Consider the following 24,582-nt stretch of genomic DNA (forward strand, 5'->3'; position numbering starts at 1 on the left):
GGGACCGGTGGGGGAACCATTGGCGCGCGCCCCTCCCCCGCAGGAGGCGGTTGCCGCCCGGCGGCGAGCACCGGCGTCGTTGTTTATTCGAGGTTGACCGCCGGGAATAGGAGTCAGTGGGGGCAGGTTAAGCTGTTACTCCGCCTGCGCCCGGCCTTCTTGGGCTGTTTCCGGCCGCCCCCAACAGCACGATTTCCACGCGAGGATCTTCCCGTGAATAAAGATATGTCGACGAACAGAGCCTCGGCACGGCCCGGACCCGCCCGCGGCAGCGGGCTGACGGCTGATGAGTCGAGCCGGAACCGCCGTGTGATTGGCATCCTGTTGGTGTCTGCGTTCGTGGTGATCCTGAACGAGACCATCATGTCCGTGGCGCTGACCGACCTGATGAACGACCTGGGCATCAGCGCCCGCGCGGCGCAGTGGCTGACCACGGCGTTCATGCTGACCATGGCGGTGGTCATCCCGGTGACCGGATTCCTCCTTCAGCGTTTCACCACGCGCCAGGTTTTCACCGCTTCGATGGCGCTGTTCTCCGCGGGAACGCTGCTGGCCGCGCTGGCTCCGGGGTTCGAGGTGCTGCTGGTGGCCCGCGTGGTTCAGGCGTCCGGCACCGCGATCATGATGCCGCTGCTGATGACCACGCTGATGAACCTGGTGCCGGCCGAGGACCGCGGCAAAACGATGGGCAACGTCTCGATTGTCATATCGGTGGCGCCGGCCATCGGCCCGACCATCTCCGGTATCATCCTCAACACCTTGTCCTGGCGCTGGATGTTCTGGCTGGTGCTGCCGATCGCGCTGGCCATGCTGGCCGTCGGCAACCGGCGGATCCAGAACGTGACCGAGCCTCGGCCGGTGCCGCTGGACCTGCCGTCGGTGGCGCTCTCCGCCATCGGCTTCGGCGGGCTGATCTACGGCCTCAGCCAGGTCGGCGCGGGGCACGGAACAACGACGGCGGGGCCGGGCACGGGTGCCGCCATGTGGGTTGCGTTTGCGGCCGGCGGCGTGGGGCTGCTGGTATTCCTGCTCCGTCAGGTTCGGCTGCAGCGCTCGGACAGGGCGTTGCTGGACCTGCGGACCTTCCGCTCCGGCAACTTCTCCGTGTCCGTCGGGCTGATGGCCGTCAGCATGGCCGCACTGTTCGGCACCATCATTCTGCTCCCTATATATATGCAGCAGGTCCTGGAGCTCGAGCCGCTGCAGATCGGGCTGATGCTGCTGCCGGGCGGGCTGCTGATGGGCCTGCTGGCCCCGGCCGTCGGCCGGCTCTATGACAAGTTCGGCCCGAGGGTGCTGCTGGTGCCGGGGACGGCGGTGGTCAGCGCCGTGCTCTGCTTCTTCTCCACGGTCGGCGAGGACACCGCCCCGCTGACGCTGCTGGCGGCGCACATCGTGCTCAGCGTGGGCCTGGCCCTGCTGTTCACGCCGCTGTTCTCCGCTGGTCTCGGCTCGGTGCGGCGGCAGCTGTACTCGCACGGAAGCGCCGTCATCGGCACGGTGCAGCAAGTGGCCGGGGCAGCGGGCACCGCCATGTTCGTCACCGTCATGTCCATGCAGGCGGCCGTTCTTTCCGCCGAAGGTGCGGCAACGACGACGGCGGTGGCAGGCGGAGTGCGGATGGCTTTCCTGGCCGGAGCCCTCATCTCCATTGTGGCCGTGGCGGCGGCGTTATTCATCCGGAAACCGGTGGAGGAGCCCGCCGGCGAGCCGGCTTCAGTGGAGGGCGCGCCGGTCGCCCGCTGACGACGGGGTTCAGGCGGGATGGGCGTGCCGGTCGCCCGCTGACCGTGCTTACGGAGCCCCGCTGCACATAGCCGGCCGAGCTCCTTCGCGCCCCAGCCGGTCGACATCCGGTTGCTTAAGCCGTTAACGTCGGGACTGCACACATCGAGATCGCTTGACTCTCGACGCCCGTGCCTGAGCACCCATCCACTTCTTCTCCACAGCCAGCCCCGTGCGCTTGCTCATCCACATGCCGACCCCTGGTTCTCCTACCCTGCTCGGGGGTTTCATAGGCTGTATTTATGGCGATCGAGGTGCTGGATGAGGCTGCGGGGGCAGGGCAGGACGATTCCGTCCTGCTGGCCCGGGTCCGCGCCGAGGTCAGCGAACTGAATAACCGCCTTCGGAACGACGGGCTGAGACGCAGTACCAAGTCGGTGGCCCGGACGGCGGCACAGGTTGAAGAGCTGGCCAACATTGTTGGTCAAACCCAGTTGATTCTGGCGGGCATCATTAAAGAGCAAAACATCGCCGCCGTTGGGGAAACAGACAAGCCGCATGACCCCGAGGCAGCGAATCATCGTATGCGCGGCGCCTACAAATCGAACGAAGACTATCTGCGGGCGAAGTTGGGCAATGCACGGCAGGAGGCTGCACGACGCTTCCAACTCGCGGAAGCCACCGAAGTCCGCCCAGCGCCCCCGGGTAAGCCTGTTGTGTCGCCCAGGCTGCCGGTGCTCGCCCGTGCAATGGATGATGGAATGGTCTCCGGTCAGGCCGCAACTCTGATCCGAAGGGCTGTCGATGGGCTGCGTCGCACCGCGGAGCCGGAGCAGCTCCGCAAGATGGAAGAGGCACTGGTTCAGCATGCCTCCGATTACGACACCGACTCGCTCAGGCTGCTGATCCGGCATTGGGAAGGCGGCCTCAACCCAGCCGGCGCCGATCTCGGGCCAGCCGAGCTCAAAGCACGCCAGGGCCTGTTCTATCGCGGGCGGCGCAATGGCCTGCATTGCTACGAAATCAACGCCACCGACGAACAGAATGAAGTTCTTGCAACCGTCTACAACACCGCCACCAACCCTCGTTTGAGGGAAGGGACGGCCACGGCCGGGGCAGTAGGATTTGACGCGGTTGAAGATGCGGCCTCCCGCTTGAACGGCGCTTCCGACAACGACGACGAGGTCTTAACCCCGGACACGGATGCTCGAGACAGCGGAGCGGATGCTTTAGTTGATGCGACGGTAGAGGACGGGCGTACCCGGCAACAGAAGCAGCTCGACGGCCTCATTGGTGCCTGCAAAGTCGCTCTTACCACGGATCTTCTACCAGCCGCCGGCGGTCGACGGCCGCAGCTCCTGGTCACCATCGACTACAAGGACTTGGCCTCCGAAGTCGGACGTCCGGGAACCAGCATCTTCTCCGGGCCGCTGAGCGCCAAGGCAATCCGACGGATAGCTTGCGATGCCGACATCATCCCGGTGATCCTCTCCGGCACGGGTGCGGTTCTGGACGTCGGCCGGTCCCAGCGGTTGTTTCCGAAGTACATGCGGCTGGCCATCATCGCCAGGGATGGAGGTTGCGCCTTCCCCGGCTGTACTGCGCCCTCTCCCTGGACCGAAGTGCATCACATCCAGTGGTTTGAAAAGGGCGGTCCCACCTCTGTCGACAATGGCGTCTTGGTCTGCGGGCACCACCACCATCTGCTGCATCAGGGAGATTGGCGGGTCACAGTGAGCAAGGGCGTACCTTGGTTCCTACCGCCGCTCAGCGTCGACCCGGCTCAAAGGCCGCTCCGCAACCACGTGTGGTTGAAAGACGCGCCGCTGCCCGAACGTCTGCCGGAGCCGGCCGAAGTAGGTTTAGAACCCTGTCGTTCCAGCAGCCCTCCCCCGGACGGAGGCCCATTAGACCCTGACGCGACGGTCCGCAGGACGCCGTTCGGCCACTTAGGTCCGCCGAAGGCCCCGATGCAGTCGGAACTCGATATCGGGGTGGACAGCGCCGCGGGAGCCACCGCGCCGCCCGGCAGAAGTTCCAGTCCATTTGACGGTTGGCCGGCCCAGCCTGAAACGCCGCCGTTCTGAAAGCGGCGTTGCCGCCGGTCCCCCGGCTGCCTTGGCGCCCCACAGGCTTTCCCATTCCGCGCAAGAGCGGTTTGGGAGTGGTCAGTTGGTTGCCTAACTACCCAGCGCCGTTGTTGTCGCAGGCTTGCTGCATGGAGGCCAGGGCGTCGGCCGGAATTTGGTCGCCGGACTCGGCGATCTGCGACATCGGCCCCGTGATCTCGGCGGGAACACCGGCTGCGTCGGCGGCAGAAACCAGACCAGCGAGCATCTCCTGTTCCTTTTCACCGATGCTGCCGTCCTGAATCGGGGCACACACCTGCTTGACTGCTTCCCCGACCGCTGCGTTGGCCAAGTTGGACGCGGCTTGACCTACGGCCTCGGAAGCGGAATTGGCGGCTTGGTCGACGGCGTCGGAGGCGGCCTGTTCAACCTGAGCGCAGCCGCTGGCAAGCAGGGCGACGAGTGGCAGCATGAGCAAGGCGGAGTATCGGCGAATCACCCTGCAACATTACTATGCCGCGGTAGCGTTCCCGATAGCTCGGCGGCGGCGCCGGGCCGTGCGTAGCGGTCCGCCGTGAACTCGCCGGCGGCGCCGGGCCGTGCGTAGCGGTCCGCCGTGAACTCGCCGGCCGCGACGGGCCGTCCCTGTGGTTCTTCATGGATTCTTCCGGTGGGTACTGCGTAGGGCCTAGCGCGGATTTCACCGGCAGAAGCCCTACGCGATGGGGCAATCCCAGCGCCCGGAAGATGGCCGATCCGGGCCGGCCAGAAATAGACAAGAACGCAGCAGTTCGGCCGATCTATGGCTACGCCTGGCGGTCATACGGTAGCCAGGCCGCACTCCCGGGCCTTCCGCCCGTCAAAGGTAGTCAGCCGGCGGGGCCGTGGCTACGCTGGCAGAGAGGCACAACCTCACGGAGGAATCCAGATGGGCTTTGACCAGTACCACGAACCCGCCGCAGAGCTCTCCGCCGAGACGCGGACCTTTGCGCGTATGTGCGCCAACCTGACAGAGGAGGCCGAGGCGATCGGCTGGTATGAACAACGGATGTCGCTGGAGAAGGACCCGGAATCGGTCGCGATCATGGAGGATTCCCTGGCGGAGGAGTTCAAACATTTCAGTATGGACCTGGAGTTTCTCCTGCGCAGGAAGCCTAAATGGCGCCAGATCGCCCGGGGCACCCTCTTTCAGGACGGCGACATTGTGGCCAACGGCGGGGCGGCCGAGGCAGCAACGGCTGCTGGCACGGCTGCCGGCACGGACGAAACTGCAGTCCCTGCACCCGGGCAGGTGGGCCGCACTCCGTCGGGCGCGGCACGTCGTACGGATCCTCGCCGGTGGCGAGCCGGTTCTGATTCGTCCCTGGGAATCGGCAGCCTCAAGGAGGACTTCTCATGACCATGGATCACCTGCTGCGCGAGCACGCCCCCATCTCCGACGGTGGTTGGGCGCTGCTGGACCGGGAGGCCAAGGAGCGGCTCACCGTTGCCCTCGGGGCCCGCAAAATGGTGGATTTCGCTGGTCCATTCGGCTGGGAGTACTCGGCGACAAACCTGGGCCGCACCGAAAGCATCACGGGCCCGGCGCTGGCCGACGGCGTGGCGACGCGACGGCGCGGGGTGCTGCCCCTCGTGGAGATGCGCGCACCGTTCAAGGTTTCCCGGCTGGAACTGCTTGACCATGACCGGGGTGCGGCCGATGTGGACCTCACGGACCTGGCCGAGGCGGCGATGCAAATTGCCATTGCGGAGAACGCGGCCGTATTCCATGGCTGGCGACAGGTGGGCATTGAGGGGGTCACGAGCGCCACCCCGCATTCGCCGGTGCCCCGCGTGACTGACTTCAATGACTACCCCAAGCGTGTTGCCAAGGCCGTCTCGGCGCTGCTCCAGGCCGGCATTGGAGGTCCGTTCGGCCTGGCACTCGGCCCTGGACACTACACCGCCGTGGTGGAGGCGACCGAGCGCGGCGGGTATCTGCTGTCCGAGCACCTGCGCAAGTTGCTGGGCGGTCCGATTGTCTGGGCGCCGGGAGTCCGCGGGGCCATCGTGATGAGCCTGCGCGGCGGCGATTTCCTGTTCGAATCGGGCCAGGACCTCTCGGTGGGCTACGACCGGCATGATGAAGAGTTCGTCTACCTGTACATTGAGCAGTCCTTCAGTTTCCGGGTGGCCACGCGGGAAGCCGGTATCCATCTCACCGGCAGCGACGGCTAAGACGGCGGAATCGGAGGGCCGGGCTCGCGGCGGCCTAACCAGGTGACCAGCCCGCCGGGCGGGCGTCAACGGGGAGCCAGCGCGGCGTCGAGCAGCCACCGAACCAGGCACAGTTGGGGCCGGGTGACGGCTGGCCGCCAGCCGAACCAGGCACAGGTGGGGCCGGGCGACGGCCGGGCGCCGTCACCGTCAAGGATGCCGGCCATTGGCTGCCACCTGACTCCTTGCCTAGATTGGGTTTGACCACACCGAAAGGAACCTTATGTCACGCATTGCCATTTTTGGAGGCCACGGCAAGGTCGCGCTGCACCTGTCCCGCATCCTCACCGCTCAGGGCCACAAAGTCAGCTCCATCATCCGCAATCCGGACCACGTCGCCGATGTGCGGGAAACCGGTGCGGTGCCGGTGATCGCCGACGTCGAGAAGACGACCACCGACGACCTGATAGATCTGCTGCGCGGCCACGACGCCGTCGTCTGGTCGGCCGGCGCTGGCGGAGGCAATCCAGCCCGGACCTATGCAGTGGACCGGGACGCGGCCATCCGGTCGATGGACGCAGCCGTGGCGGCCGGGGTGCAGCGCTACATCATGGTGTCTTATCTGGGCGCCGGCAAGAACCACGGCGTGCCGGAGGACAACGCGTTCTTCCCCTACGCCGATGCCAAGGCCGCCGCGGACGACTACTTGAAGTCCACATCACTGGACTGGACAATCCTGGGGCCGAGCTCGTTGACGCTGCAGCCCGCAACCGGGAAGATCCAAGCCGGACCGGGTACTCCTGGCGGTGAAGTGAGCCGCGAAGACGTTGCTATGGTGGCGGCCGAAGTGCTGGCCGTTCCTGCCACGGCAGGCAAGGTGATCGAGTTCATCAACGGCGGCACGCCGATCGGCGAGGCCGTCCGAAGCGTGTGATTTAACCACAGAACCCCGCGCTGGTCCCAGCGCGGGGTTCGGAAGATTGGGGATTTAGCCTTCGCAGTCGCGGCAGTACTTCTCGCCGTTCTTTTCGCGGGCTACTTGGCTGCGGTGACGGACGAGGAAGCAGGAGCCACAGGTGAATTCGTCCTCACGGGGAGGAACAACCTGAACCACCAGTTCTTCACCGGAGAGGTCGGCACCGGGCAGATCGATGCCCTCGGCGGTGTCCGAGTCTTCGACGTCGATCAGCGCGGTCTTCGCACCACCGGAGCGCTGAGCCTGAAGGGCTTCGAGCGACTCATTATTGTTGTCGTCGTCCTTGTTGCGCGGTGCGTCGTAATCGGTTGCCATGCGGGTTTAAAACTCCTGAAGTTCTCGTTGTTTTGACCTATCTGCGAGCGCCCATCATAGCTGCTGTTCCACAGATTTCAACATCGGTCAACAACGTCTCACACACGGCGATAATTCCCGTGCACCGACGCGGTCCCTTCGGGCCCCAAGGCGAATGACATTGCTGTGAGCAGGGCCACTCCAGAAGGCCGAGGGGACCGGGAATCCGTTACAGAATCGCCAGCGGGACGACAGCGGCCGCGGTCGCCACGGCAGCCGCCCAGCACAGCAGGATGACCACCGCGAACCCGGCCAGCCAGAGCGCGGCCGGCACCCCGGTCCGGCGCGCCATGATGAACGCGTCGGAATTAGCCAACTGGTGCCGGCGCCGGGTGTGCACGCTCAGCAGATTCAGCCAGTCCCGCACGGCCCCCACCAGGAGCCCGACGCCGATGGCGAGCGTCAGGTGCCCTAGCCACTCCACCGGCGCGAACCACACCAGCAGCTGAGCACCTACCGCCAACCCCACGGCGATGACGACGCCCTCGAGGTTCCGGATGAACAGGAGCGTGGCCAGCAGCAGCAGCGCGCTGACGGACAGTGCGGCACCGGACCAACCGCTGAAGGCGGCCCACACCAGCGCCGCCCCGACCAGCGCGGGCACCGGGTAGCCCCAGAACCCGGTCCAGGCCGCTGATGCCCGGCCCGCCCCGCGGCTGATCATGGCGCCGGACTGGTCGAACCGCAAATGGATTCCGCGCACCAGCCGCCCCGTGGCCAGCGCAGCGAAGGCATGTCCAAGTTCATGGACCGCCGTGACGAACAACCCGAAATACCGCCAGCTTGCTCGGGGCACCGACAACAGCAGCGCCGCGGCCAGGATGACCGCCAGCTCCAGCGCTCCGGCTTGGAGTGGTTCACCGCGCGTGAAGCCGGCGGTGATCCTGGTCCACCATTCGGCGGCGATTTGCTGCAGCATGTTCCTCGTTTCATCCGTGACGACGCGATATAACTAGACCACACTGCCCGCTGCCCACCACCGGAAAGCCCCATGGACAAGCTGGATTTCAAGAAGGACCAGAAGGAGCTGTACGCCCCGGGCCAGGATTTCCAGCTGGTTACCGTACCGCCCATGCAGTTCCTGCAGGCGGACGGCCGCGGCGATCCGAACACGGCGGACGGGTACCTGCGGGCGGTCGAGGCCCTATACGCAGTGTCCTACACGCTGAAGTTCACCAGCAAGAAGCAACTCGGGCGCGACTATGTCGTCGGTCCGCTGGAAGGCCTCTGGTGGGCGGAGGACATGACCGCCTTCACCCGGCGGGCCAAGGACGAGTGGTCGTGGACGATGATGATCCGCCAGCCCGACTGGCTGGAGCCGGAACACATCGAAGACGCGATGCGGCAGGCGGCCACCACAAAGGATCTTCCCGCGGTGAGATCGCTCCGGCACGGATGGCTGGACGAGGGACTAAGCGCCCAGGTCATGCACGTGGGTGCGTACGACGACGAAGGACCGGTCCTGGCCCGCCTGAGGGATGAGTTCCTACCGGCCAACGAGCTGGAACCGAACGGGCACCACCACGAAATTTACCTCGGCGACCCGCGCAAGACCGAACCGGCCAAGCTCAGGACAATCCTGCGCCAACCGGTCCGCCGCGCCTGAGCGTTCGGCAGCGGCGGCATGCTCTGGGGGCTCGGGACGGCCAGCCCGTGCGGTCCGGCCAGCTGGGGCTTGGGACGGCCAGCCCGTGCGGTCCGGCCAGCTGGGGCTGCTGCCCGCCTCGCACCGTCAGACACGGCCCGAAAGTTGACACTTCAACATTATTGCTGTCACTATTTGATTGAAGCGTCAAGTTATTGATGCTTATCGCTCGTTCCAGACGGCCGATCCTCTGACCATTGAAACGGTGAAAACATCATGACTAACTCCGCTTTGACCACCACTGCACGCACAGTTCTTCGCGTCGTCCTGGGCTTCCTCTTCGTCGCCCACGGCTGGCAGAAGTTCAACGAATGGACCATCGCCGGCACCCAGGCAGCCTTCGGCCAGATGGGCATCCCGGCCGCCGATATCGCCGCACCGATCGTGGCCGGCCTGGAGCTCGCCGGCGGCATCGCCCTGATCCTCGGCCTGCTGACGCGGCTAGTGGCGGCACTGTTGACGCTGGACATGCTCGGCGCCCTGGTGCTCGTCCACGCTCCCGCCGGCGTCTTCGTGGACGGCGGCGGCTACGAACTGGTGCTGCTGCTCGGCGCCGCAGCGCTGGCGCTGGCACTGGTTGGCCCCGGCCGGATTTCGGTGGACCGCGCCGTCTTCGGCAAGACCAAGCTGGCCCCTCTGGCTTAAGTTCCCAGGCGGCCCGGCCGGACCTCGCCGGGCAAACCCCGGAAAAGGCGGAAACCGCAACGGGCAACCCCGGATCAAGCGGACGCCCGAACTGAAACGGGCAGGCGCAGCCGAAAGGCTGCACCTGCCCGTTTTTCCTGTCTCCGGCCGCAGCCGTTGGCGCATAACCAGCGCAACCGGTGGTGGCGCAGAACCGGCGCGACCGGTGGCGCAGTTCCGCCGCAGACGCTGGCGCAGTTCCGCCGCAGACGCTGGGGCAGGATTGGAGGCGAGCAGCGGCGGCGGGTTCGTTGTCGGAACACGTCCGGCCACGTGGCCCAATGTGCACGGCGACCCGCGCCGGGCGTGCAGCGGCCTATAACGTCAGGCGGCCATCAGAAGCGGCGGCGGCCCGCCTTGAACGCCCGCGCCCAGTTGGCGGCACGCGTCCGCCGGGGCGTGCGGGGCCAGGTCCTTGTCGGCGAGGACTCCAGAAAGCAGGTCAGCAGCATCTGCACATTCCTCCCGCGCGCGGCCAATGGGCCGGGAGGCCGATGGCATGGACTGAAGATGCAGCACAGCCCTTCCTTCGACCGCCGCCATTTCACGGTGAACTGCTGCCAGGAAGGCGGCCAGTCCCGACCCCAGCGACGCACAGACTGCCGCGAGGATCTCCGAGGAGGCCTCCTTACGGCCGCGTTCGATCTCCGAGAGGTACTGGAGTGACACGCCCGCCCGGCTGGCGACGTCGTCGAGGGTGCGCCGCTGGCGACGACGTTCCCTGCGCAGCACCGCCCCATAGACGTCGCGGAGCAAAGGCGGAGGCGCTGAACTTGGCCCGCGATGAAGCTTCTGAAGTTCGAGCACGGCGGAACTCCCTTCTGGCTGCTTCCATCGTAGGAAGCGGCGCCGTCGGCGTCAGCAGGGTCTGCTCAGGGCAGAAAGCGTCCCCGTCTGCGCCGGGCCCAACCGCGCGCCCGCCAGGAACCGGCCACGCAGGCCCCGGGGTGCCTTTGCCAACTAAGCGGCGTGTCCGGCAATTTCAGTCGATCGGCCGCGCGGACCCTTGTAGGGTGGCGGCATGGCACCTCTACGACCTATCGGTTATTGGCTGAAGCTCGTTGACCGGCTGCTCGACGAGCAGTTCATCGAGACCATGGAGGAACACGGCATCACCCGCCGGCAGTGGCAGATGATGAACCTGCTCGCGGACAAGCCGTCCACCGCCGACGAGCTCGCGGAAGCCCTGGGGCCTTTCATTCCGGAGGAAGAGGGCGAAGGGCCCCAGGAACCGGTCGAAGAACTTATGGAAAGCGGCTGGGTCAGCGCCGAGAACGGCCACTATGCGCTGACCGACACCGGGCGGGCCAGCCTGGCCTCCCTCGGTGAGGTGGTCGACCGCACGCGCGCCCGCATGGCGGACGGCATCAGCGAGGAAGAGTACACGGCCACCCTCGACGTGCTGGAGCGGATTGCCCGCAACCTGGGCTGGGAGGGCTAGGCACGACGGCGGCCCATCGCCGTCGTCGTCTCAGCGGAAGTTGGACTCTCCCAGGTAGGGAGCCAGTATCGACCGCTGGCGCTCATTCAGGCGCAGCAGCCGCCCCGTATCCGTGTGGAAGAACGCGAGCGTGGTTTCGGCCAGCACGCACTGCTCGGCGGTGACCGGGTCCATGATCCGGTAGGCGATGGTCAGGCTGGCGCCCTTGATCGCACTGATCCAGACCTCCACGTGTGCCGGGATGTTGCGGTAACTGAGCGGCCGGACGTACTTCACCCGGTGCTCCGCCACCAAAGCCTGGGTGGATTCGGGCAGGTCGGAGAAGACCGGCAAATCCACCTCGAGCCCGGGACCGCCGGTGCCGGCCGGAGGCCCGAACGCGTGGATGCGTGCCTCCTCCAGGATGCGCAGGATTTCCACGTTGTTGATGTGCCCGTAGGCATCCATGTCTCCCCAACGCATCGGCACGTTGCAGGTGAGGCGCTGGGCGGAAGGTGTCTGAGTCATCGCCCGATTCACTTTACCGGCCGTTCACGCTGGGGAAACCGTTTGGCATTCCGCATGGTGAACCCTATAGTGGGAGGGCGCCACAGGGTGTGACGCGCAACACAGGTCTCGTGATGAACACATACAAAACAGAAGATACAGCCAGCAGCACTGTGCTATTCGACGTTTGGGTGGACGTCGAACTGCACGTAGATACCGAGTTGGGACTCATCCAGTTCTGCCTCGAGGGGGAACGCGTTCTGGGGTGGTCCGACGATATTGACGCCATCGCTGCGGCTGCCGCGGATTCCGGCGGCACCGCCCAATGGTGCGAAAAATACTCCAAACTCCTGGTGCCGAGTTCACACAAGGGGGCGGGCAACCGCTTCTTCACCGTGGCCCGCATGGACCAGGACAACGACGACGACCGGGACCGGCCGGCGGCCTGACGGCTGGCATGTGACGTAAGCCGTCGCCGCGCCTACCGCGGACTTGGTTACCATGAAGCCGTGCCTACCTCTTCGCCCTCACCCAGCCCGGAACGCGGCAAACTCGCCGACAAACTGCTCCGCGGCGGCACCGAGCCCGACCCTCGGTTCACGCTGGCCAACGAGCGCACCTTCCTGGCGTGGATCCGCACCTCACTGGCACTCCTGGCCGGCGGCATCGCGGTGGAGGTCTTCACCGGCGGCGTCTTCGTCCCGGAAATCCGCAAGACCATCGCCATCATCCTCCTGGTCCTGGCCATGGCGATCGGCGGCGGCTCGTTCTTCCGCTGGCTCAACGTCGAGCGGGCCATGCGCCACAAGACTCCCCTGCCGCTGCCGCTGATAGCCCCGATCCTGGCGGTAGGCGGCGGTGTGGTGGCGGCCTTGCTGGTGGTCTTCGTCGTCCTGCGGCCGTCCTGATGCGACGCGCCCGCGCCGTGCCGGAGCCGGAACACCACGACGCCGGCCTGCAGCCCGAACGCACGTCCCTGGCCTGGAGCCGGACCACCCTGGCCATGATCGTGGCGACAGCCATGTTCCTGCGCTGGATGCCGGAATACGGCTGGTTCACCGGGACGCTGGTCGCCGTGGCGCTGTGCACGGCGTTCGGCATCTACATCACGCAGAAACTCCGGTACCGCCGTGCGGTCTCCGGCGTGGCCGACGAGAGGATTTATGCCGACGCCGCCGCTGCCGCCTGGGTTGCCGGCAGCGTGGTGGTCCTCGGCGCGCTCGGGATCTATGCCGTCCTGGCCTTGGACTGAACAACGACGACGGCGCCACCGTGCTCGCGCGGCGTGATGCCGGGCGCACGGGCGACTGACGGACGCCCGGGGTGGTGCACCGCCGCCGCCATCTCGACCGGGCTGTGCTCAGGCTATGGCGTCGCGGTAGACCCAGCGGCCGTCCTCGCGAACGAAGGTGCTCTTCTCCTGCTGCGTGCGGTCCCGGCCGCCCTCGCGGTAGCCGGCGCGGAATTCGACGGTGCCCGCGCGGTCGGATTCGCCGCCGCGGACGGTCTTGAGGATTTCCAGTCCGGTCCAGTGCAGCGCGGGGTCCAGCTCAAGCCGCGCGGGCCGCGTTTCTGAATGCCACGTGCGCAGCAGATAGGCGGCATCCCCGGCGACGAACGCCGTGTAGCGCGATCGCATCAGCGCTTCCGCCGTCGGCGCCTCCGCCTCGCCGCGGTGCAACGGCCCACAGCACTCGCCGTACGGCCGGCCGCTCCGGCACGGACACGGCGTCGTCGTCGTAAGGACTGGGGCGGTGCGCGTGTTTCGCATGGTCAGTGGGACAACTGCAGGGCAGCCGCGTAGATGTCGGGCAGGTTGTCATTCCGGCCGGCCTCGCGCCGGGCCACCCAGACCTCGAAGGCGACCCGGACCACTGCCGCGCAGGTCTCGAACGCCAGCCTGATCTGCAGGTCGCTCACCCCGTCGCGGCCGAACCGGTCCATCAGGGCCTCCACCAGCCCGGTGGTCCGGGTGGCATTGTGCTTGAGCATGGCCGCTTTAAGCAGGGGCTCCTTGCGGATGAGCTGGTTGACGAGCAACATGCGGCGGACTGCCGGGGCGTCGTTGTCCGCATACCCCTGCATGACCTCTTGGTAGACGCGCTCAAGCTCTTCGCGCGGGTTGCCGGCCGGATCTATCGTGAGCAGCCCGGCCTCGAGCGCGGCGTCGAAATCCTGGTGTGCCGGCAGCGCGGCTTCTTCCTTGCTGGTGAAGTACCGGAAGAACGTGCGCTGGGAGATCCCGGCGGCGTGGGCAATGCCGTCCACGGTGGTGGCGTCCACGCCGTGTTCCTGGAACAGATGCAGTGCGGCCTCGCTGATTTCCGTCCGGGTCTGGCGCCGCCGCCGCTCCCTTAATCCGGGTGCAGCGACAGGGAGCTCAGCCGTGGTCGGGCCGGGCACATCGGTTCTGGAAGCGCCGCTGGTCGGCGTTTTCTGTGGCATAGCAGCTTCCAAGATACCCCATATTTGAGTATTCGCTGCCAATGTGGCAGTATCTGCCATAATGGCATGAAAGGGCATCAATGAACATTAAAGTTGGCGACACCCTCGTCTATCCCCCGCACGGCGCTGTTACCGTGACCGATCTCCGGACCCGTCCGTTCAAGGACTGCCAGACCAAGTTCGTACAGTTCCGCGCTCATCACGACGGCCTGCTGATCGAACTGCCGCTGGGCAACGCGGAAACGGTCGGCGTACGCAAGGCCATCAGCAAAAAAGGTGTTAAGGAAGTTTTTGCGATCCTGAAGGCGAAGGTGCCGGAGGATCAGGAGAACTGGTCGCGCCGGTTCAAGGCCAACCAGGAAAAGATCAACAGCGGCGACATTTACCGGGTCAGCGAAGTGGTCCGCGACCTCTCGCTGCGGGCGATCGAACGCGGCTCCTCGGCCGGTGAAAAGCACCAGCTCGAACAGGCCATGCGGATCCTGTCCTCGGAGCTTGCGCTGGCCGAAAAGACTGACAACGACACGGCGCGGGCCATGATCGAAGCCGTTTTCGGCCCGCTGGAGGCCACCGTTTAACAGGCCGCGCCCGCAGGAACGACGTCCGGGCACTGCCGCTTGACGGCGCCCCGCTCCATCAGGAGCGGGGCGCCGTCGTCGTTAGAGGATTCCCAACCGTGGCCGCCGTCGTCCTTGAAGGGTTCCCAGCCGGACGGGCCGCCGTCGTCGTTAGAGGATTCCCAGCTGCTGAAGCTGGTTCGCCAGGCCTTTCCCGTCGGAGGCGTAGATCCACGGGATGCTGCGCGCGGGTCCGACCGGGCCGTCCTGAGAACGGCCGCCGGCCAGCACCGCTTCGCTGACCGACAGCTGGCGGATGGCGATGGCCGCCACGTGGTCGGGATAACGCAGCGCAAAGCCGGCGTAGATGGCTTCGTCGTGCTGGCCGTCGTCGCCGATCAGCAGCCACTTGATCTTCGGGAATTCTTCGGCCAGCCGCCGCAGCTGGTCCACCTTGTGCATCTGACCGCTGCGGAACCAGCGGTCCTTCGTCGGCCCCCAGTCCGTGAGCAGCAGCGCACCGTCCGGGTACATGTTCCGGGACAGGAAACGCGTCAACGTCTGAGCAACGTTCCAGGCACCGGTGGATAGATACAACACCGGGCTGCCCGGATGCTCGCGCGTGACCCGCTCCAGCATCACGGCCATGCCCGGCGTGGCGTTGCGCGCATGTTCATCCAGCACGAACGTGTTCCAGGCCGCGAGCATCGGGCGGGGCAGCGCCGTGACCATGACGGTGTCATCGACGTCGGACACCACCCCGAACCGGGTGTCCGGCGGCACCACGTAGACCGCGGCTTCCACCGGTTCAGAGTCCTCGCAGCGCAGCGTGACGGTGTGCCAGCCCGGAGCCAGGCTCACCGAAACCTTGGCGTCCACCACTCCGCCGCGGTCGGCCACCACTTGGTGCTCGATGCCGTCGGCGTGGATCGTCACTCGGGCGTTGGCCACCGGCGGGCTGATGAAATTCCGCCAGCCGCGGATGCCGTCGGCCACCAGCTTGGAGGGCATGCGGCCGTTGTCGAAGGCCCCCGGCCGCGCCATCACGACCCGGGCCAGCACGCGGATCCAACCGTCGGTGCCGTAGCCGGTAAACGGCATGACGGTGGCCACGTCGCCGCGCTGCCGTGCCCGCCGTTCCCGGACCGCCTGCCAGCGGTCTTCAAGGCGCATGCCGATGTGGGCTGCCTTCTCATGGAGATCGTCGCCGTTGCCGGTAAGGGATGCCATGGTCCAAGTCTGTCATGCACACGCTTTCCGGTTCGAACCCGCGGCAGCGCGCCCCGCCTCGCGCCAACCACGGGCCCTCCCGACGGCATCGCCAGCCCGCCGATCCTCCCGGCGGTGCCGGGCGCTCCGTGGGTCTTGCCCGCGTCGGAGCGAACCTGAAGACTGGCCACATGACGTTTGCATCGCGGCACATCAGCATCGCCATCAACCGACCCGTTGGAGAGGTCTACGAGTTCGCCGCCAAACCCGAGAACATGCCGCAGTGGGCCGCCGGACTCAGCTCCTCCATCGGTGTGGTCGACGACGCCTGGGTCGCCGAGACCGACAGTGGGCCGGTGCGGGTCACGTTTACCGAGCGCAATGACTTCGGCGTGCTGGACCACTACGTGACCTTGCCGTCGGGCGAAGCTGTCTACAACCCGCTGCGCGTGCTCGGCAACGGCGACGGGACAGAGGTGGTGTTCACCCTCTACCACCGTGACGGCATGGACGAGGCGGCGTTCGAAGCCGATGCCGCCGCCGTGGACCGGGACCTGCACACGCTCAAGAGGCTGCTCGAGGCCTAAACCGACCCCCGGTTCCGAACCACCCGGGCAGCCGCACCGACAGGACCGGCCGGCCCACCGCCGTCGTCATTTTTCCGTGCCGCCGCGGCCAGGCGGACGTAAACTGAAAGCGCTGGTTCTGACGTCAGATGCGCCCCTACCAACAGCCGAGTTGTTACTCGACGAAGTTTCGAACTCATTGTCTGGGAGGAGAAATGACTACCGCATCACCGCATGCGCATCACGCACACGTCTCGCGCGGAAATGTGCGGAATGCCGCGATGACTTCGGGAATTGTTCTCTTGGTGATCGGTGTGCTGGGCTTCATCCCCGGCATCACCATGAAGTACGGAGAAATGGCTTTCGCCAGCGGCTCCGGCGCCATGCTGATCAACGCGTTCCAAGTGTCCATGCTGCTCAACATCGTCTACCTGGTGGTAGGCGTGGTGGGCTACATCATGAGCCGCACCACCAGCGGTGCCCGGGACTTCCTCATGGGAGCCGGCATCCTGTACCTGGCGATGTGGCTGTACGGCCTGATCGTCGGCCCCGGCGAATCAGCGGCCAACTTCCTGTCCACCAATGCAGCCACCACCTGGCTCAACTTCGTCCTTGGCGCCGTGATGCTGGCCCTGGCCATCGCCTACATGGTGCGCCACCGGGACGAGGCGCGCGAAACACGCTAACCGAAGCCGTCCCGCCGGTTTCCGGCGGACGGTTCGCTGCGGACCCCAGTCGACATGACTGGGGTTCGCTGGCTTCCGGGGCCGTCGGATACTGGCTCCGTGACACTCATGATCCTGTGCGGCGTGCTGGTGGTCGCCGGGCTGGCCGCGGTGGCCTTTCGGGGCGGGGAGCGGTTCCAGCCTCCGCCGGGCCGTGACGAGTACCTGCGTCGGGACGACGGCGCGCTCGTGTTCGACAGGGGCACCCACGGGAACGACGACGGGGCCCTCGTCCTCGAGCGCGGCACCCACGGGAACGATGAGGGAGCCCTCGTGCACTACGGCAGCACAGCCGTCGACGACGGTGTGCTCGTCCTGGACGGTGACACCCCCGGGAACGATGAGGGAGCCCTCGTGCACTACGGCACAGGCGTGGACGACGACGGTGTGCTCGTCCTGGACGGCGGCGCCCCCGGGAACGACGACGGGGGGCTCGTGCTCGCTGGCGACACCCACGTGGACGTCGACGCCCAGGTGCCCGAGGGCGGCACCCCCGGGAACGACGACGGAGCGCTTCTGCTTCGCGGCCGCGCCCTGCCGAGCGGCGGCGGTGCACTCCTGGCGCACGTTGCGCGCAGGGTGCTGTGGTGGGCGACAGTGCTGCTGGTCGCCGGCGGGGTGGCCGGGCTGTGCATGGCGGGCGCCGGCGGCCGGTTGATCATGCGCCTGTTGGCGGTGACGTCGCCGGAGGACGACGGAAGGCTGACCGATAACAACCAGACCATCGGAGAGATCAGCCTGGAAGGGACCGGGAGCTTCGTCCTTTTCGGCGTGGCCATCGGCTGCGGGACGGCACTCCTCTACGGCTTGGTGCGGTGGTGGCTGCCGGCCGGCCGGGCCGGCGGAGCGGCCTTCGGGCTGTTGCTGTTATTAGTACTCGGTACCGTGCTTGGGCCGTTGCAGCCGGACAGCCGGGACTTTGAGGTGGTGGGCCCTGGCTGGCTCTCGATCGCGGCCTTCTCCGCGCTGGCCATTGCCCACGGCATGCTCGTCGCGGTGGCCACGGCTTGGCTGTCCCGTCGCCTCCCGCTGCTGCGGACGGCCAAGGACCTGCAATGGTACCTTCCGCTGCTGCTCCTACTGGTCCCGCTGGGCGGCGCCAGCGTGGTGGTCGCGGCCTGGATTGTCGCCGCCGTCGTGGTGGGCTGGGCACTTGCGGCCCTCAGAGTGAAGCTCTTCGCAGACTGGCGCGCCGGGCGGCCTGCTGGCCCGGGACGGCGGGAAGGACTGCTGCAGCGGAGGGTCCTGCTGGGCGGACGCATCGCTTTGGTGGTGCTGGCTGCGGCCTGCACGCCCGGTTTCATCATCTCCATGGCCACCATCCTTGCGGCCGAGCGCGGGTAGCCCACCGATTGCTTCGGCGGGTTCAGCCGACGAGGCGGTGCCGCACCGATTTGCTGCGGCGGGTTCAGCCGACGGAACGGTGCCGCGGCCCCCGTAGAACAGCACCGCCCCCGCCGGATGGGGAAACGGCGGGGGCGGTGCCGGCCGGCCCGAAGGCCGGCGGCAGGACAGCCCGCCGAACGGAGGCGGCGGGCGTGCCGGGCTTGGGGTTCTAAGCGGCGGCGTTCTGCGGAGTGCGGATGGTGGCGAAGCCTTGTGCCCACAGCACAAGCTGGTCGGCCATCGGGGCCAGCGTTCCGGCATTCTGCTCGGTCGGCTTGAACTCGGAGAAGTTCTCGAAGTCGGTGAACAGCGAGAACATCACCTGGTTGCGGACCACCGCCACCTGCAGCTCGGCCAGCATATTGCGCAGGTGTTCGGCAGCGCGGACGCCGCCCATCGAGCCGTAGGAAACGATGCCGGCAGCCTTGTTGTTGAACTCGGCGTTCAGGTAGGACAAGGCGTTGGCTAGTGCGGACGAGACCGTGTGGTTGTATTCGTTGGCCACGAAGATGTAGCCGTCGAACTCGCTGATCTTGGCCGACCAGGCCTTGGTGTGGTCGGCCTGGTAGTTCTGGTAGGCGGCCGGGTAGGCCTCGTCCAGCAGCGGCAGGTTGAAGTCGGCGATGTCGACGACCTCAAAGGTGGCGTCCGTCCGAGCGGCCAGTTCGGCGGCGACCCAGTTGGCGACGGAGTCATTGACCCGGCCGGGGCGCGTGCTGCCGGTGATGATGGCGATCTTGGGGAGGCCGGCGGCGGCTTCGCTGCGAGCGGCCTCGGCCGGTTGGGCGACGGGGGCATCCGTGCGGGGCTCCGCAGCGGAGGCCGCAGGGTTGGCGGCAGACCGGCGGGCGCTGGACTTGCTGAAAAGATTCTTAAACCAGGACATTGCAGCCTTCGATAGATTGCTTGAGCTTTCAACTATCCTATCCGGCGAAAGAATGACATGTCAACAAAGGGCAGGGGTGCCCGCTCCGGGGCATGGGTGGGGCGACTGGGATCGCCCTGAATCCGGGCCGGCGCGGCGGAGAGGCGGGCCCTTCCGGGGTTCCGCAGCCAGGGTACGGGCGTGCCCAGAGAAGCCGGCTCCCCAAATAGGGAGCGAGACACGCCTCCGGGCAGCCCTCCCCTCGCCAACATGGCGGGGACCGAACCCCACGAGGACACCCTCTCCCCCATCAGGGAGCGAGCGAACTGCCGGGCGGGCGGACGTGTTCGAAGATGACCGTGGTATTCGTGCCGGCAACCTCGGGGCGGACGCTGAGGTTGTTCGCGACCAGGTCGCGCAGCGCGTTGGAGTCCGCCACGGCGACATGGATCAGGAAGTCGCGGTCGCCGGTCACAAAGAAGATCCCCTCCACCGCGGGCAAGCCTGACAGGAAGTCCTTGAACTGGGTCAGATTCGACCGCGCGTGCGCCTGCAAGCGGATGGAGATCAGCGCCTGCAGGCCGCGCCCCACGGCCGCAGGGTCCACGTCGGCATGGAAACCGCGGATTACGCCGCGTTCGCGCAGGGAGCGGATCCGGCTCAAGCACGTCGAGGGGGCAATGCCGGCGGCCGCCGCGATCGCGTTGTTGGGGGTCCGGGCGTCGGCTTGAAGCATCTCAACGATCAACCGGTCGATGCGGTCCAGTCCCGCCCCCGCGGGAGCCCCGGACGGGCGTCGAAGATCATTCGATTCGACCATGTGATCACCACCACTTTCTGAACTTACTGCCTGCATGCCTCACTCTTACAGAATCTTCTCCTACCGGCTTGAGAAACGAGTAAACATTCTTCAGGATGGGTCCGAGAGAAGAGTCGACCCGAGGAGCACACGATGTACTCTCGCGCACACGCCCCGAGCACCGCCGTCGTCGTGGGTGCAGGCATGGTTGGCTTGGCCACCGCCTGGCACCTGCAGGAACGCGGCGTGGAAGTCACCGTTCTGGACCGATCCGGCGTCGCCGCCGGCGCCTCGTGGGGAAATGCCGGCTGGCTCACGCCCGGCATGGCCATGCCGTTGTCGGACCCGACCGTCTGGACCTACGGACCCAAGGCGCTGGTTGACCCCACGGCGCCGCTGCACATTCCCGCCCGCCTGGACCCGCAGCTGTGGAAGTTCCTGGCCCGCTTCGCGCTGCACGGCACGCAAAAGGCCTGGGACCGGACCATGGCCGCGCTGACGCCGATCGACAAGATGGCGCTGGAGAGCTTCGATGAGCTGACCGATAACGGCGTCGAATCGTGGACGCGCAAGGGACCGTTCATCGTCGGTTTCGAGGCGGAGAAGGAAAGCCGCCACTTTGTCCACGAGCTGGCCAACGTGGAGAAGGCCGGCCAGTCCGTCCCGCTGAGCCGCCTGGACAACCCCCAGGTCAAGGTGCCGCAGCTGTCCGCCGGCGTATCCACCGTGTTCGAACTGGAAGGCCAGCGGTTCCTTGAGCCCGGCCCGTTCGTCGAGGCCCTTGCCGCATCCGTGGTGGCACGCGGCGGAAAGATCATTTCCGGCGCCGAAGTGCGCTCCCTGCGCCACGGCCACACCGGGATTTCGGTGGAGACCTACGCGCATGAGCCGTTCCACGCCGACGTCGTGGTCCTGGCCACCGGCGCCTGGCTGCCCGATCTCGCCAAGCCGCTGGGCGTCCGCACCATGGTGCAGGCCGGACGCGGATACTCGTTCAGCGTGGCCACCGACCAGCCGGCCGAGTTCCCCATCTACTTCCCGGCGCGCCGCGTGGCCTGCACCCCCTACGAGGGACGGCTGCGCATCGCCGGAACCATGGAGTTCCGCGGCCCGGACGAACCGCTGCAGACCGGGCGGATCGACGCGATCCTGGCCGCCGTGCGGCCGTTGTTCACCAACATGGACCTGGAGAACCTCGAGGATCTCTGGGTCGGCCCGCGCCCGGTCACGCCCGACGGGCTGCCGCTGATCGGCGCCACCCGCTCCCCCGGGGTGTACGTTGCCGGCGGGCACGGGATGTGGGGCATCGTGCTGGGCCCGGCGACCGGCAAGCTGCTGGCAGAACAGATTGTCACCGGCCGGGTGCCCGACGAGATCCGGCCGTTCGACCCGCTGCGCTGACCCTGCTGACGGCCGCTGACGGCCCGCTGACAGCTCGTCGGGGCGGGACTAGTATGGGCGGGACTTGGGGCGCCATGCTCCACGGGAAGGTGACTGTCATGGAATCGCTTACGGTGTCCGGGCTGGACGCGCGGACCATGGAAGGACTCCGGATCCTGGCCGATACCCACCATCGCTCACCGGAAGCTGAGGCCCGGGCGATCCTTGTGCAGGCAGTCCGCGGGCTGGGCGAGGCGGACGAACTCCTGGCTTCGATCATCGGCGACGACGATTCGGCCGACGACGGCGAACGCCGGACCGGCCGGCAGTAGGCGGGCCCGTCGCCGCGCGGCGCCCGACCGCGCAGGCAGTCGACGCGCAGGCAGTCGACGCGCCGGCGCCGTCGAGCGCTCAAAACCGCGCCACCGCCGCCGAGCGTTCAAAACCGGGCGCCCGCCGTCGTCGTTGTTAAACAAGCGCTGCCCCGCACCGAAACGGTACGGGGCAGCGGAGCATGCGGGAAATCAGCCGCCGAAGAGCGGCGAGACGGAGTTCCACAACTGGTAGACACCGAGGACCACGAACAGCAGGGCACAGATGCCCAGCGCGATGTTTGTGTGCAGGCGGTTGGCCCATTCCTTCGGGATCCGCTTGCCGTTGAGCAGGCCCAGCAGCGTCAGTGCCAGGAACGGCATGAACAAGGACCCCAGGGCGCCGTACAGCAGGATCAGCGCGATCGGCTTGCCCAGCATGAACAGCAGCATGGGCGGGAACGTCAGCCAGAGGACGTAGAACTTGAAGTACTTGCCGCCCACGCGCGTGTCCGGGTGGCCGGACTCCTTCTTGCGCATGTTGCCCCAGAAGTCGGCGAACATCAGGGACACGCCGTTCCAGACGCCGATGATGGAGGAGAAGGAGGCGGCCCAGAAACCGACGAGGAAGCCGGTGCCGACCACGTCTCCGTACTCATCCTTGAGTACCTCGTACAGGTCCAGCAGTCCTTCGTCGCCGGCGCTCAGTGAAACACCCGCGGTGCGGACCACTTCGGCGCCGACAATCAACATGGCGATGACGAAGATGCCGGTCATGACGTAGGCCACGGAGTTGTCGATGCGCATGACGCGCATCCACTTGGGTGTGTGCCAGCCCTTTTCGCGCAGCCAGTAGCCGTAGGCCGCCAGCGTGATGGTGCCGCCCACGCCGCCCGCGAGCGCCAGGGTGTAGAACACCGCGCCCTCTTCCTGCGGGATCATGGGCACCAGGCCGCCGATCATCTCCGGGATGTTGGGCACGGCGATGATGGCCAGCCCGACGACGGTAACGAACATCAGCCCGACGAAGAAGGCGGTGATCTTCTCGAAGGTGGCGTACTTGCCGAACCAGACCATGACAAATCCGGCCAGGCCCATCAGGATCGCCCAGGCCCACAGCGGCAGCACCGGGAACATCGCGGCCAGCGGCAGCGCTGCCGATGACATTGCCGTGGCACCGTAGACGAAGCCCCAGATCATGATGTACGGACCGAAGTACCAGGTGGTCCAGCGGCCCAGCGAGCGCCAGCCCTCGAAGATCGTCTTGCCCGTTGCAAGGGTAAAGCGTCCGGCACCTTCAACCAGGATGATCTTCAGGATGACGCCGACGATCACCGCCCAGAACAGCCCGTAGCCGTACCGGGAGCCCGCCACCAGCGTGGCCACCATGTCCGCGGCGCCGACGCCTGTGGCGGCGACAACGAGACCGGGACCGACGATCTTCCACTTGGCGGGAGCGCCGCCGTCGTTATCCACCCGTGCAGCGGCATCGAGCGTGCCCGGGGCATTGTTCTCAGTGGCCATGAGCCATGTATTCCTTACCGTGATGGAGCTTGTCCGCAGAAAGAGGGGGCAAGAGTGCCGCCCGTCACCGGACCCCGTCTAGTTTCTCACGCGTTCTGAACGCCCGGTCGGTAAATAGCCGAGGGGGCCACTCGCGGAACCGTTCGGCGCAACACAGGCACCCTTCGGCGGGAAAGTGGCGTGCGATTGTGGTCGTTCGCATACGCGATGCGGTTGGTCGCAGGGGTCGGTGGTGCGGTCCTCAAGGTGCGGTTCTGGGGGGCGCGGGCGCTGCGGTTGATCACGGGGGTGGTGGTGGCGTCGGACGGGGTCGGTCCTCGGGGTGCGGTGCTGGGGGTGCGGGCCGCGGTGTGCTCGGGGTGTGGTGCTCCCGCCCGTGGACGCTGCAGGCCCTATCGCCGGGCCGGCACCCAAGGGTCGCAGGCTTCAACCGCAAGCCGCCGATAGGCCTCGGCGTTGCCGGACACCACGGTCAGGCAGTGCCTGGAGGCGGTCGCGGCGATCAGCGACTCGACGGCCGGCACGTCTTGAATGGCCAGCGGCGCCCAGGCCTCTGCCACCTGCTGGTCCACCGGCAGGATAAAGGCCGAGAACCGCGCGGTCAGCTCGACCAGCCACGCGTCGGCCTGCCCGGTCAGCGCGGAGTCCTGGGTGCTCAGCGCCCGCAGCTCCCCCAGGGTCAAGGCGGAGATGTAGACCCGGGAGCGGCGGCGGCGCCGCAGGAAGTCGACGACGGCGGGGTCCGGGCTCTCGCGCCTGAGCTCGACCACGACGTCGGTGTCCAGCAGCAGCCCGCGGGCCCGCCGCGGGCCGGAAGCTGCGGTGGGCACCTGCGCGGCCGCGGGAGTCTGAGACGCGGGCGCGGCCGGCGCCTGCGCCACTGCCGGAGCCTTCGCTGTCGGCACGGTCCGCGTGGTCATTGCGCCGCGGCGATGTCGCGCTGCTGCCCGCGGGGCTGCCGGGCGGCATCCAGCAGGAAGTCTACGAAGGCCTCGCGCGCTGCGGAAACCTGTTCATAGTCGGCCAGGCTCAAGACCTGCAGTTGCGGGGAGTGAGGGATGTCCATGGCAGCCGGCGCCGGGCGCCGCGTCCTTTCGCGTGCTCTTGCCCGCATCGGTAGCCGAGGCTGATGCGGGCCGCTTCGTCATCCGAACCACCCAACGAGCGTGGGGTTGGTATGTGGCCAAGTCGGAGCTTGGCGGCCACAGTTCTTGAAGCTGTTGGCAGTATAGCCAGAGC

31 protein-coding genes and 1 riboswitch are annotated in these 24,582 nt (G+C 66.9%); of the genes, 17 read left to right on the plus strand and 14 right to left on the minus strand.

Translation table 11 applies throughout. The features are described 5' to 3' along the window. Positions 1-225: 225 nt before the first annotated feature. Together AC5RVV_RS12400 and AC5RVV_RS12405 are read left to right on the plus strand one after the other, a co-directional pair. The gene (locus AC5RVV_RS12400) at positions 226-1,746 is read left to right on the plus strand and encodes an MDR family MFS transporter (RefSeq protein WP_494001690.1); all 1,521 of its coding nucleotides are present in this window, start codon (positions 226-228) and stop codon (positions 1,744-1,746) included. Between the two features lie 281 nt (positions 1,747-2,027). After that, a complete protein-coding gene (locus AC5RVV_RS12405) occupies positions 2,028-3,812 on the plus strand; it encodes an HNH endonuclease signature motif containing protein (RefSeq protein WP_494001691.1) in 1,785 nt (594 codons plus the stop codon). A 97-nt stretch (positions 3,813-3,909) separates the two neighbouring features. Here AC5RVV_RS12405 and AC5RVV_RS12410 read toward each other — a convergent pair whose 3' ends face one another. Continuing rightward, positions 3,910-4,293 carry a hypothetical protein gene (locus AC5RVV_RS12410; RefSeq protein WP_494001692.1) on the minus strand — a complete coding sequence of 128 codons (384 nt, stop codon included), beginning with the start codon at positions 4,291-4,293 and terminating at the stop codon, positions 3,910-3,912. 429 nt (positions 4,294-4,722) lie between these two features. Between AC5RVV_RS12410 and AC5RVV_RS12415 the strand changes: the two genes are divergently transcribed. Continuing rightward, positions 4,723-5,193: a ferritin family protein gene (locus AC5RVV_RS12415; protein ID WP_494001693.1), complete on the plus strand. Its 471-nt coding sequence runs from the start codon at positions 4,723-4,725 to the stop codon at positions 5,191-5,193. Further along, positions 5,190-6,011: a family 1 encapsulin nanocompartment shell protein gene (locus tag AC5RVV_RS12420; protein WP_494001694.1), complete on the plus strand. Its 822-nt coding sequence runs from the start codon at positions 5,190-5,192 to the stop codon at positions 6,009-6,011. Before AC5RVV_RS12415 ends, AC5RVV_RS12420 begins: the two co-directional genes overlap by 4 nt. A gap of 65 nt (positions 6,012-6,076) precedes the next feature. Here the strand turns inward: AC5RVV_RS12420 and AC5RVV_RS12425 are convergent, their stop codons facing one another. Next, on the minus strand, positions 6,077-6,217 hold the full coding sequence (locus tag AC5RVV_RS12425) for a hypothetical protein (protein WP_494001695.1): 141 nt from the start codon (positions 6,215-6,217) through the stop codon (positions 6,077-6,079). A gap of 56 nt (positions 6,218-6,273) precedes the next feature. Between AC5RVV_RS12425 and AC5RVV_RS12430 the strand changes: the two genes are divergently transcribed. Continuing rightward, entirely contained in the window at positions 6,274-6,924 is a 651-nt protein-coding gene (locus AC5RVV_RS12430) for an SDR family oxidoreductase (RefSeq protein WP_494001696.1), read from the plus strand. A gap of 54 nt (positions 6,925-6,978) precedes the next feature. Here AC5RVV_RS12430 and AC5RVV_RS12435 read toward each other — a convergent pair whose 3' ends face one another. Further along, positions 6,979-7,281, minus strand: a complete 303-nt coding sequence (locus AC5RVV_RS12435; protein WP_493979582.1) for a DUF4193 domain-containing protein — start codon at positions 7,279-7,281, stop codon at positions 6,979-6,981. 208 nt (positions 7,282-7,489) lie between these two features. Further along, entirely contained in the window at positions 7,490-8,239 is a 750-nt protein-coding gene (locus tag AC5RVV_RS12440; protein WP_494001697.1) for a M50 family metallopeptidase, read from the minus strand. 72 nt (positions 8,240-8,311) lie between these two features. On the opposite strand from AC5RVV_RS12440, the gene AC5RVV_RS12445 reads away from it, so the two are divergent. Further along, on the plus strand, positions 8,312-8,926 hold the full coding sequence (locus tag AC5RVV_RS12445; RefSeq protein WP_494001698.1) for a GyrI-like domain-containing protein: 615 nt from the start codon (positions 8,312-8,314) through the stop codon (positions 8,924-8,926). Between the two features lie 255 nt (positions 8,927-9,181). Beyond that, the gene (locus AC5RVV_RS12450; protein ID WP_494001699.1) at positions 9,182-9,610 is read left to right on the plus strand and encodes a DoxX family protein; all 429 of its coding nucleotides are present in this window, start codon (positions 9,182-9,184) and stop codon (positions 9,608-9,610) included. A gap of 363 nt (positions 9,611-9,973) precedes the next feature. On the opposite strand, the gene AC5RVV_RS12455 is transcribed toward AC5RVV_RS12450, so the two are convergent. Beyond that, entirely contained in the window at positions 9,974-10,456 is a 483-nt protein-coding gene (locus tag AC5RVV_RS12455; protein WP_494001700.1) for a helix-turn-helix domain-containing protein, read from the minus strand. A 214-nt stretch (positions 10,457-10,670) separates the two neighbouring features. On the opposite strand from AC5RVV_RS12455, the gene AC5RVV_RS12460 reads away from it, so the two are divergent. Next, positions 10,671-11,090 carry a MarR family winged helix-turn-helix transcriptional regulator gene (locus tag AC5RVV_RS12460; protein WP_494001701.1) on the plus strand — a complete coding sequence of 140 codons (420 nt, stop codon included), beginning with the start codon at positions 10,671-10,673 and terminating at the stop codon, positions 11,088-11,090. A 30-nt stretch (positions 11,091-11,120) separates the two neighbouring features. Here the strand turns inward: AC5RVV_RS12460 and AC5RVV_RS12465 are convergent, their stop codons facing one another. Further along, positions 11,121-11,597, minus strand: a complete 477-nt coding sequence (locus tag AC5RVV_RS12465) for an acyl-CoA thioesterase (RefSeq protein WP_494001702.1) — start codon at positions 11,595-11,597, stop codon at positions 11,121-11,123. A 110-nt stretch (positions 11,598-11,707) separates the two neighbouring features. Here AC5RVV_RS12465 and AC5RVV_RS12470 point away from each other — a divergent pair, with 110 nt between their 5' ends. The 3 genes from AC5RVV_RS12470 to AC5RVV_RS12480 are packed head-to-tail and all read left to right on the plus strand — an operon-like array spanning position 11,708 to position 12,828. Further along, entirely contained in the window at positions 11,708-12,025 is a 318-nt protein-coding gene (locus AC5RVV_RS12470) for a hypothetical protein (protein ID WP_494001703.1), read from the plus strand. Between the two features lie 60 nt (positions 12,026-12,085). Further along, the gene (locus tag AC5RVV_RS12475) at positions 12,086-12,484 is read left to right on the plus strand and encodes a YidH family protein (RefSeq protein WP_494001704.1); all 399 of its coding nucleotides are present in this window, start codon (positions 12,086-12,088) and stop codon (positions 12,482-12,484) included. After that, entirely contained in the window at positions 12,484-12,828 is a 345-nt protein-coding gene (locus tag AC5RVV_RS12480; protein ID WP_494001705.1) for a DUF202 domain-containing protein, read from the plus strand. The genes AC5RVV_RS12475 and AC5RVV_RS12480 overlap by 1 nt, the downstream gene beginning before the upstream one ends. A gap of 108 nt (positions 12,829-12,936) precedes the next feature. Here AC5RVV_RS12480 and AC5RVV_RS12485 read toward each other — a convergent pair whose 3' ends face one another. Both AC5RVV_RS12485 and AC5RVV_RS12490 read right to left on the minus strand, forming a co-directional pair. Continuing rightward, positions 12,937-13,347, minus strand: a complete 411-nt coding sequence (locus AC5RVV_RS12485) for a YchJ family protein (RefSeq protein WP_494001706.1) — start codon at positions 13,345-13,347, stop codon at positions 12,937-12,939. Positions 13,348-13,349: 2 nt separating this feature from the next. Beyond that, positions 13,350-14,021: a TetR family transcriptional regulator gene (locus tag AC5RVV_RS12490; RefSeq protein ID WP_494001707.1), complete on the minus strand. Its 672-nt coding sequence runs from the start codon at positions 14,019-14,021 to the stop codon at positions 13,350-13,352. A gap of 80 nt (positions 14,022-14,101) precedes the next feature. Here AC5RVV_RS12490 and AC5RVV_RS12495 point away from each other — a divergent pair, with 80 nt between their 5' ends. Next, positions 14,102-14,599 (plus strand): CarD family transcriptional regulator, encoded by a 498-nt coding sequence (locus AC5RVV_RS12495; RefSeq protein WP_494001708.1) that lies wholly within the window; start codon positions 14,102-14,104, stop codon positions 14,597-14,599. A 150-nt stretch (positions 14,600-14,749) separates the two neighbouring features. Here the strand turns inward: AC5RVV_RS12495 and AC5RVV_RS12500 are convergent, their stop codons facing one another. Further along, entirely contained in the window at positions 14,750-15,808 is a 1,059-nt protein-coding gene (locus AC5RVV_RS12500; protein WP_494001709.1) for an App1 family protein phosphatidate phosphatase, read from the minus strand. 170 nt (positions 15,809-15,978) lie between these two features. Between AC5RVV_RS12500 and AC5RVV_RS12505 the strand changes: the two genes are divergently transcribed. From AC5RVV_RS12505 to AC5RVV_RS12515, 3 genes are all read left to right on the plus strand, one after another. Beyond that, positions 15,979-16,374: an SRPBCC family protein gene (locus tag AC5RVV_RS12505; protein WP_494001710.1), complete on the plus strand. Its 396-nt coding sequence runs from the start codon at positions 15,979-15,981 to the stop codon at positions 16,372-16,374. Positions 16,375-16,634: 260 nt separating this feature from the next. Further along, positions 16,635-17,039 carry a DUF4383 domain-containing protein gene (locus tag AC5RVV_RS12510; protein WP_494001711.1) on the plus strand — a complete coding sequence of 135 codons (405 nt, stop codon included), beginning with the start codon at positions 16,635-16,637 and terminating at the stop codon, positions 17,037-17,039. A 99-nt stretch (positions 17,040-17,138) separates the two neighbouring features. After that, positions 17,139-18,422, plus strand: coding sequence for a hypothetical protein (locus AC5RVV_RS12515; protein WP_494001712.1), 1,284 nt, complete (start codon positions 17,139-17,141; stop codon positions 18,420-18,422). A 211-nt stretch (positions 18,423-18,633) separates the two neighbouring features. Here AC5RVV_RS12515 and AC5RVV_RS12520 read toward each other — a convergent pair whose 3' ends face one another. Then, positions 18,634-19,350, minus strand: coding sequence for an NADPH-dependent FMN reductase (locus tag AC5RVV_RS12520; RefSeq protein ID WP_494001713.1), 717 nt, complete (start codon positions 19,348-19,350; stop codon positions 18,634-18,636). A gap of 289 nt (positions 19,351-19,639) precedes the next feature. Beyond that, the gene (locus AC5RVV_RS12525) at positions 19,640-20,149 is read right to left on the minus strand and encodes an Lrp/AsnC family transcriptional regulator (protein WP_494001714.1); all 510 of its coding nucleotides are present in this window, start codon (positions 20,147-20,149) and stop codon (positions 19,640-19,642) included. Between the two features lie 132 nt (positions 20,150-20,281). Between AC5RVV_RS12525 and AC5RVV_RS12530 the strand changes: the two genes are divergently transcribed. Together AC5RVV_RS12530 and AC5RVV_RS12535 are read left to right on the plus strand one after the other, a co-directional pair. Further along, on the plus strand, positions 20,282-21,529 hold the full coding sequence (locus AC5RVV_RS12530) for an NAD(P)/FAD-dependent oxidoreductase (protein ID WP_494001715.1): 1,248 nt from the start codon (positions 20,282-20,284) through the stop codon (positions 21,527-21,529). A 98-nt stretch (positions 21,530-21,627) separates the two neighbouring features. Further along, positions 21,628-21,840: a FitA-like ribbon-helix-helix domain-containing protein gene (locus AC5RVV_RS12535; protein ID WP_494001716.1), complete on the plus strand. Its 213-nt coding sequence runs from the start codon at positions 21,628-21,630 to the stop codon at positions 21,838-21,840. Positions 21,841-22,032: 192 nt separating this feature from the next. Here the strand turns inward: AC5RVV_RS12535 and AC5RVV_RS12540 are convergent, their stop codons facing one another. The 3 genes from AC5RVV_RS12540 to AC5RVV_RS12550 form a co-directional block, all read right to left on the minus strand. Beyond that, positions 22,033-23,343 (minus strand): Nramp family divalent metal transporter, encoded by a 1,311-nt coding sequence (locus tag AC5RVV_RS12540; protein ID WP_494001717.1) that lies wholly within the window; start codon positions 23,341-23,343, stop codon positions 22,033-22,035. 392 nt (positions 23,344-23,735) lie between these two features. Further along, positions 23,736-24,263: a PIN domain-containing protein gene (locus AC5RVV_RS12545; RefSeq protein WP_494001718.1), complete on the minus strand. Its 528-nt coding sequence runs from the start codon at positions 24,261-24,263 to the stop codon at positions 23,736-23,738. Then, entirely contained in the window at positions 24,260-24,409 is a 150-nt protein-coding gene (locus tag AC5RVV_RS12550; RefSeq protein ID WP_494001719.1) for a hypothetical protein, read from the minus strand. Before AC5RVV_RS12550 ends, AC5RVV_RS12545 begins: the two co-directional genes overlap by 4 nt. Before the next feature lie 29 nt (positions 24,410-24,438). After that, positions 24,439-24,560, minus strand: a riboswitch (SAM riboswitch). Positions 24,561-24,582 lie beyond the last annotated feature (22 nt).

Source organism: Arthrobacter sp. MDT2-34-1 (assembly GCF_059091365.1).

Excerpts from the sequence above, each read along its gene's own strand:
- AC5RVV_RS12430 (WP_494001696.1), top strand. The coding sequence starts at position 6,274 with ATGTCACGCATTGCCATTTTTGGAGGCCACGGCAAGGTCGCGCTGCAC.
- AC5RVV_RS12510 (WP_494001711.1), top strand. The coding sequence starts at position 16,635 with ATGACTTCGGGAATTGTTCTCTTGGTGATCGGTGTGCTGGGCTTCATC.
- AC5RVV_RS12405 (WP_494001691.1), top strand. The coding sequence starts at position 2,028 with ATGGCGATCGAGGTGCTGGATGAGGCTGCGGGGGCAGGGCAGGACGAT.
- AC5RVV_RS12535 (WP_494001716.1), top strand. The coding sequence starts at position 21,628 with ATGGAATCGCTTACGGTGTCCGGGCTGGACGCGCGGACCATGGAAGGA.
- AC5RVV_RS12460 (WP_494001701.1), top strand. The coding sequence starts at position 10,671 with ATGGCACCTCTACGACCTATCGGTTATTGGCTGAAGCTCGTTGACCGG.
- AC5RVV_RS12495 (WP_494001708.1), top strand. The coding sequence starts at position 14,102 with ATGAACATTAAAGTTGGCGACACCCTCGTCTATCCCCCGCACGGCGCT.
- AC5RVV_RS12435 (WP_493979582.1), bottom strand. The coding sequence starts at position 7,281 with ATGGCAACCGATTACGACGCACCGCGCAACAAGGACGACGACAACAAT.
- AC5RVV_RS12530 (WP_494001715.1), top strand. The coding sequence starts at position 20,282 with ATGTACTCTCGCGCACACGCCCCGAGCACCGCCGTCGTCGTGGGTGCA.
- AC5RVV_RS12465 (WP_494001702.1), bottom strand. The coding sequence starts at position 11,597 with ATGACTCAGACACCTTCCGCCCAGCGCCTCACCTGCAACGTGCCGATG.
- AC5RVV_RS12485 (WP_494001706.1), bottom strand. The coding sequence starts at position 13,347 with ATGCGAAACACGCGCACCGCCCCAGTCCTTACGACGACGACGCCGTGT.
- AC5RVV_RS12400 (WP_494001690.1), top strand. The coding sequence starts at position 226 with ATGTCGACGAACAGAGCCTCGGCACGGCCCGGACCCGCCCGCGGCAGC.
- AC5RVV_RS12415 (WP_494001693.1), top strand. The coding sequence starts at position 4,723 with ATGGGCTTTGACCAGTACCACGAACCCGCCGCAGAGCTCTCCGCCGAG.
- AC5RVV_RS12480 (WP_494001705.1), top strand. The coding sequence starts at position 12,484 with ATGCGACGCGCCCGCGCCGTGCCGGAGCCGGAACACCACGACGCCGGC.
- AC5RVV_RS12440 (WP_494001697.1), bottom strand. The coding sequence starts at position 8,239 with ATGCTGCAGCAAATCGCCGCCGAATGGTGGACCAGGATCACCGCCGGC.
- AC5RVV_RS12505 (WP_494001710.1), top strand. The coding sequence starts at position 15,979 with ATGACGTTTGCATCGCGGCACATCAGCATCGCCATCAACCGACCCGTT.
- AC5RVV_RS12500 (WP_494001709.1), bottom strand. The coding sequence starts at position 15,808 with ATGGCATCCCTTACCGGCAACGGCGACGATCTCCATGAGAAGGCAGCC.
- AC5RVV_RS12540 (WP_494001717.1), bottom strand. The coding sequence starts at position 23,343 with ATGGCCACTGAGAACAATGCCCCGGGCACGCTCGATGCCGCTGCACGG.
- AC5RVV_RS12550 (WP_494001719.1), bottom strand. The coding sequence starts at position 24,409 with ATGGACATCCCTCACTCCCCGCAACTGCAGGTCTTGAGCCTGGCCGAC.
- AC5RVV_RS12445 (WP_494001698.1), top strand. The coding sequence starts at position 8,312 with ATGGACAAGCTGGATTTCAAGAAGGACCAGAAGGAGCTGTACGCCCCG.
- AC5RVV_RS12545 (WP_494001718.1), bottom strand. The coding sequence starts at position 24,263 with ATGACCACGCGGACCGTGCCGACAGCGAAGGCTCCGGCAGTGGCGCAG.
- AC5RVV_RS12490 (WP_494001707.1), bottom strand. The coding sequence starts at position 14,021 with ATGCCACAGAAAACGCCGACCAGCGGCGCTTCCAGAACCGATGTGCCC.
- AC5RVV_RS12425 (WP_494001695.1), bottom strand. The coding sequence starts at position 6,217 with ATGGCCGGCATCCTTGACGGTGACGGCGCCCGGCCGTCGCCCGGCCCC.
- AC5RVV_RS12525 (WP_494001714.1), bottom strand. The coding sequence starts at position 20,149 with ATGGTCGAATCGAATGATCTTCGACGCCCGTCCGGGGCTCCCGCGGGG.
- AC5RVV_RS12450 (WP_494001699.1), top strand. The coding sequence starts at position 9,182 with ATGACTAACTCCGCTTTGACCACCACTGCACGCACAGTTCTTCGCGTC.
- AC5RVV_RS12420 (WP_494001694.1), top strand. The coding sequence starts at position 5,190 with ATGACCATGGATCACCTGCTGCGCGAGCACGCCCCCATCTCCGACGGT.
- AC5RVV_RS12520 (WP_494001713.1), bottom strand. The coding sequence starts at position 19,350 with ATGTCCTGGTTTAAGAATCTTTTCAGCAAGTCCAGCGCCCGCCGGTCT.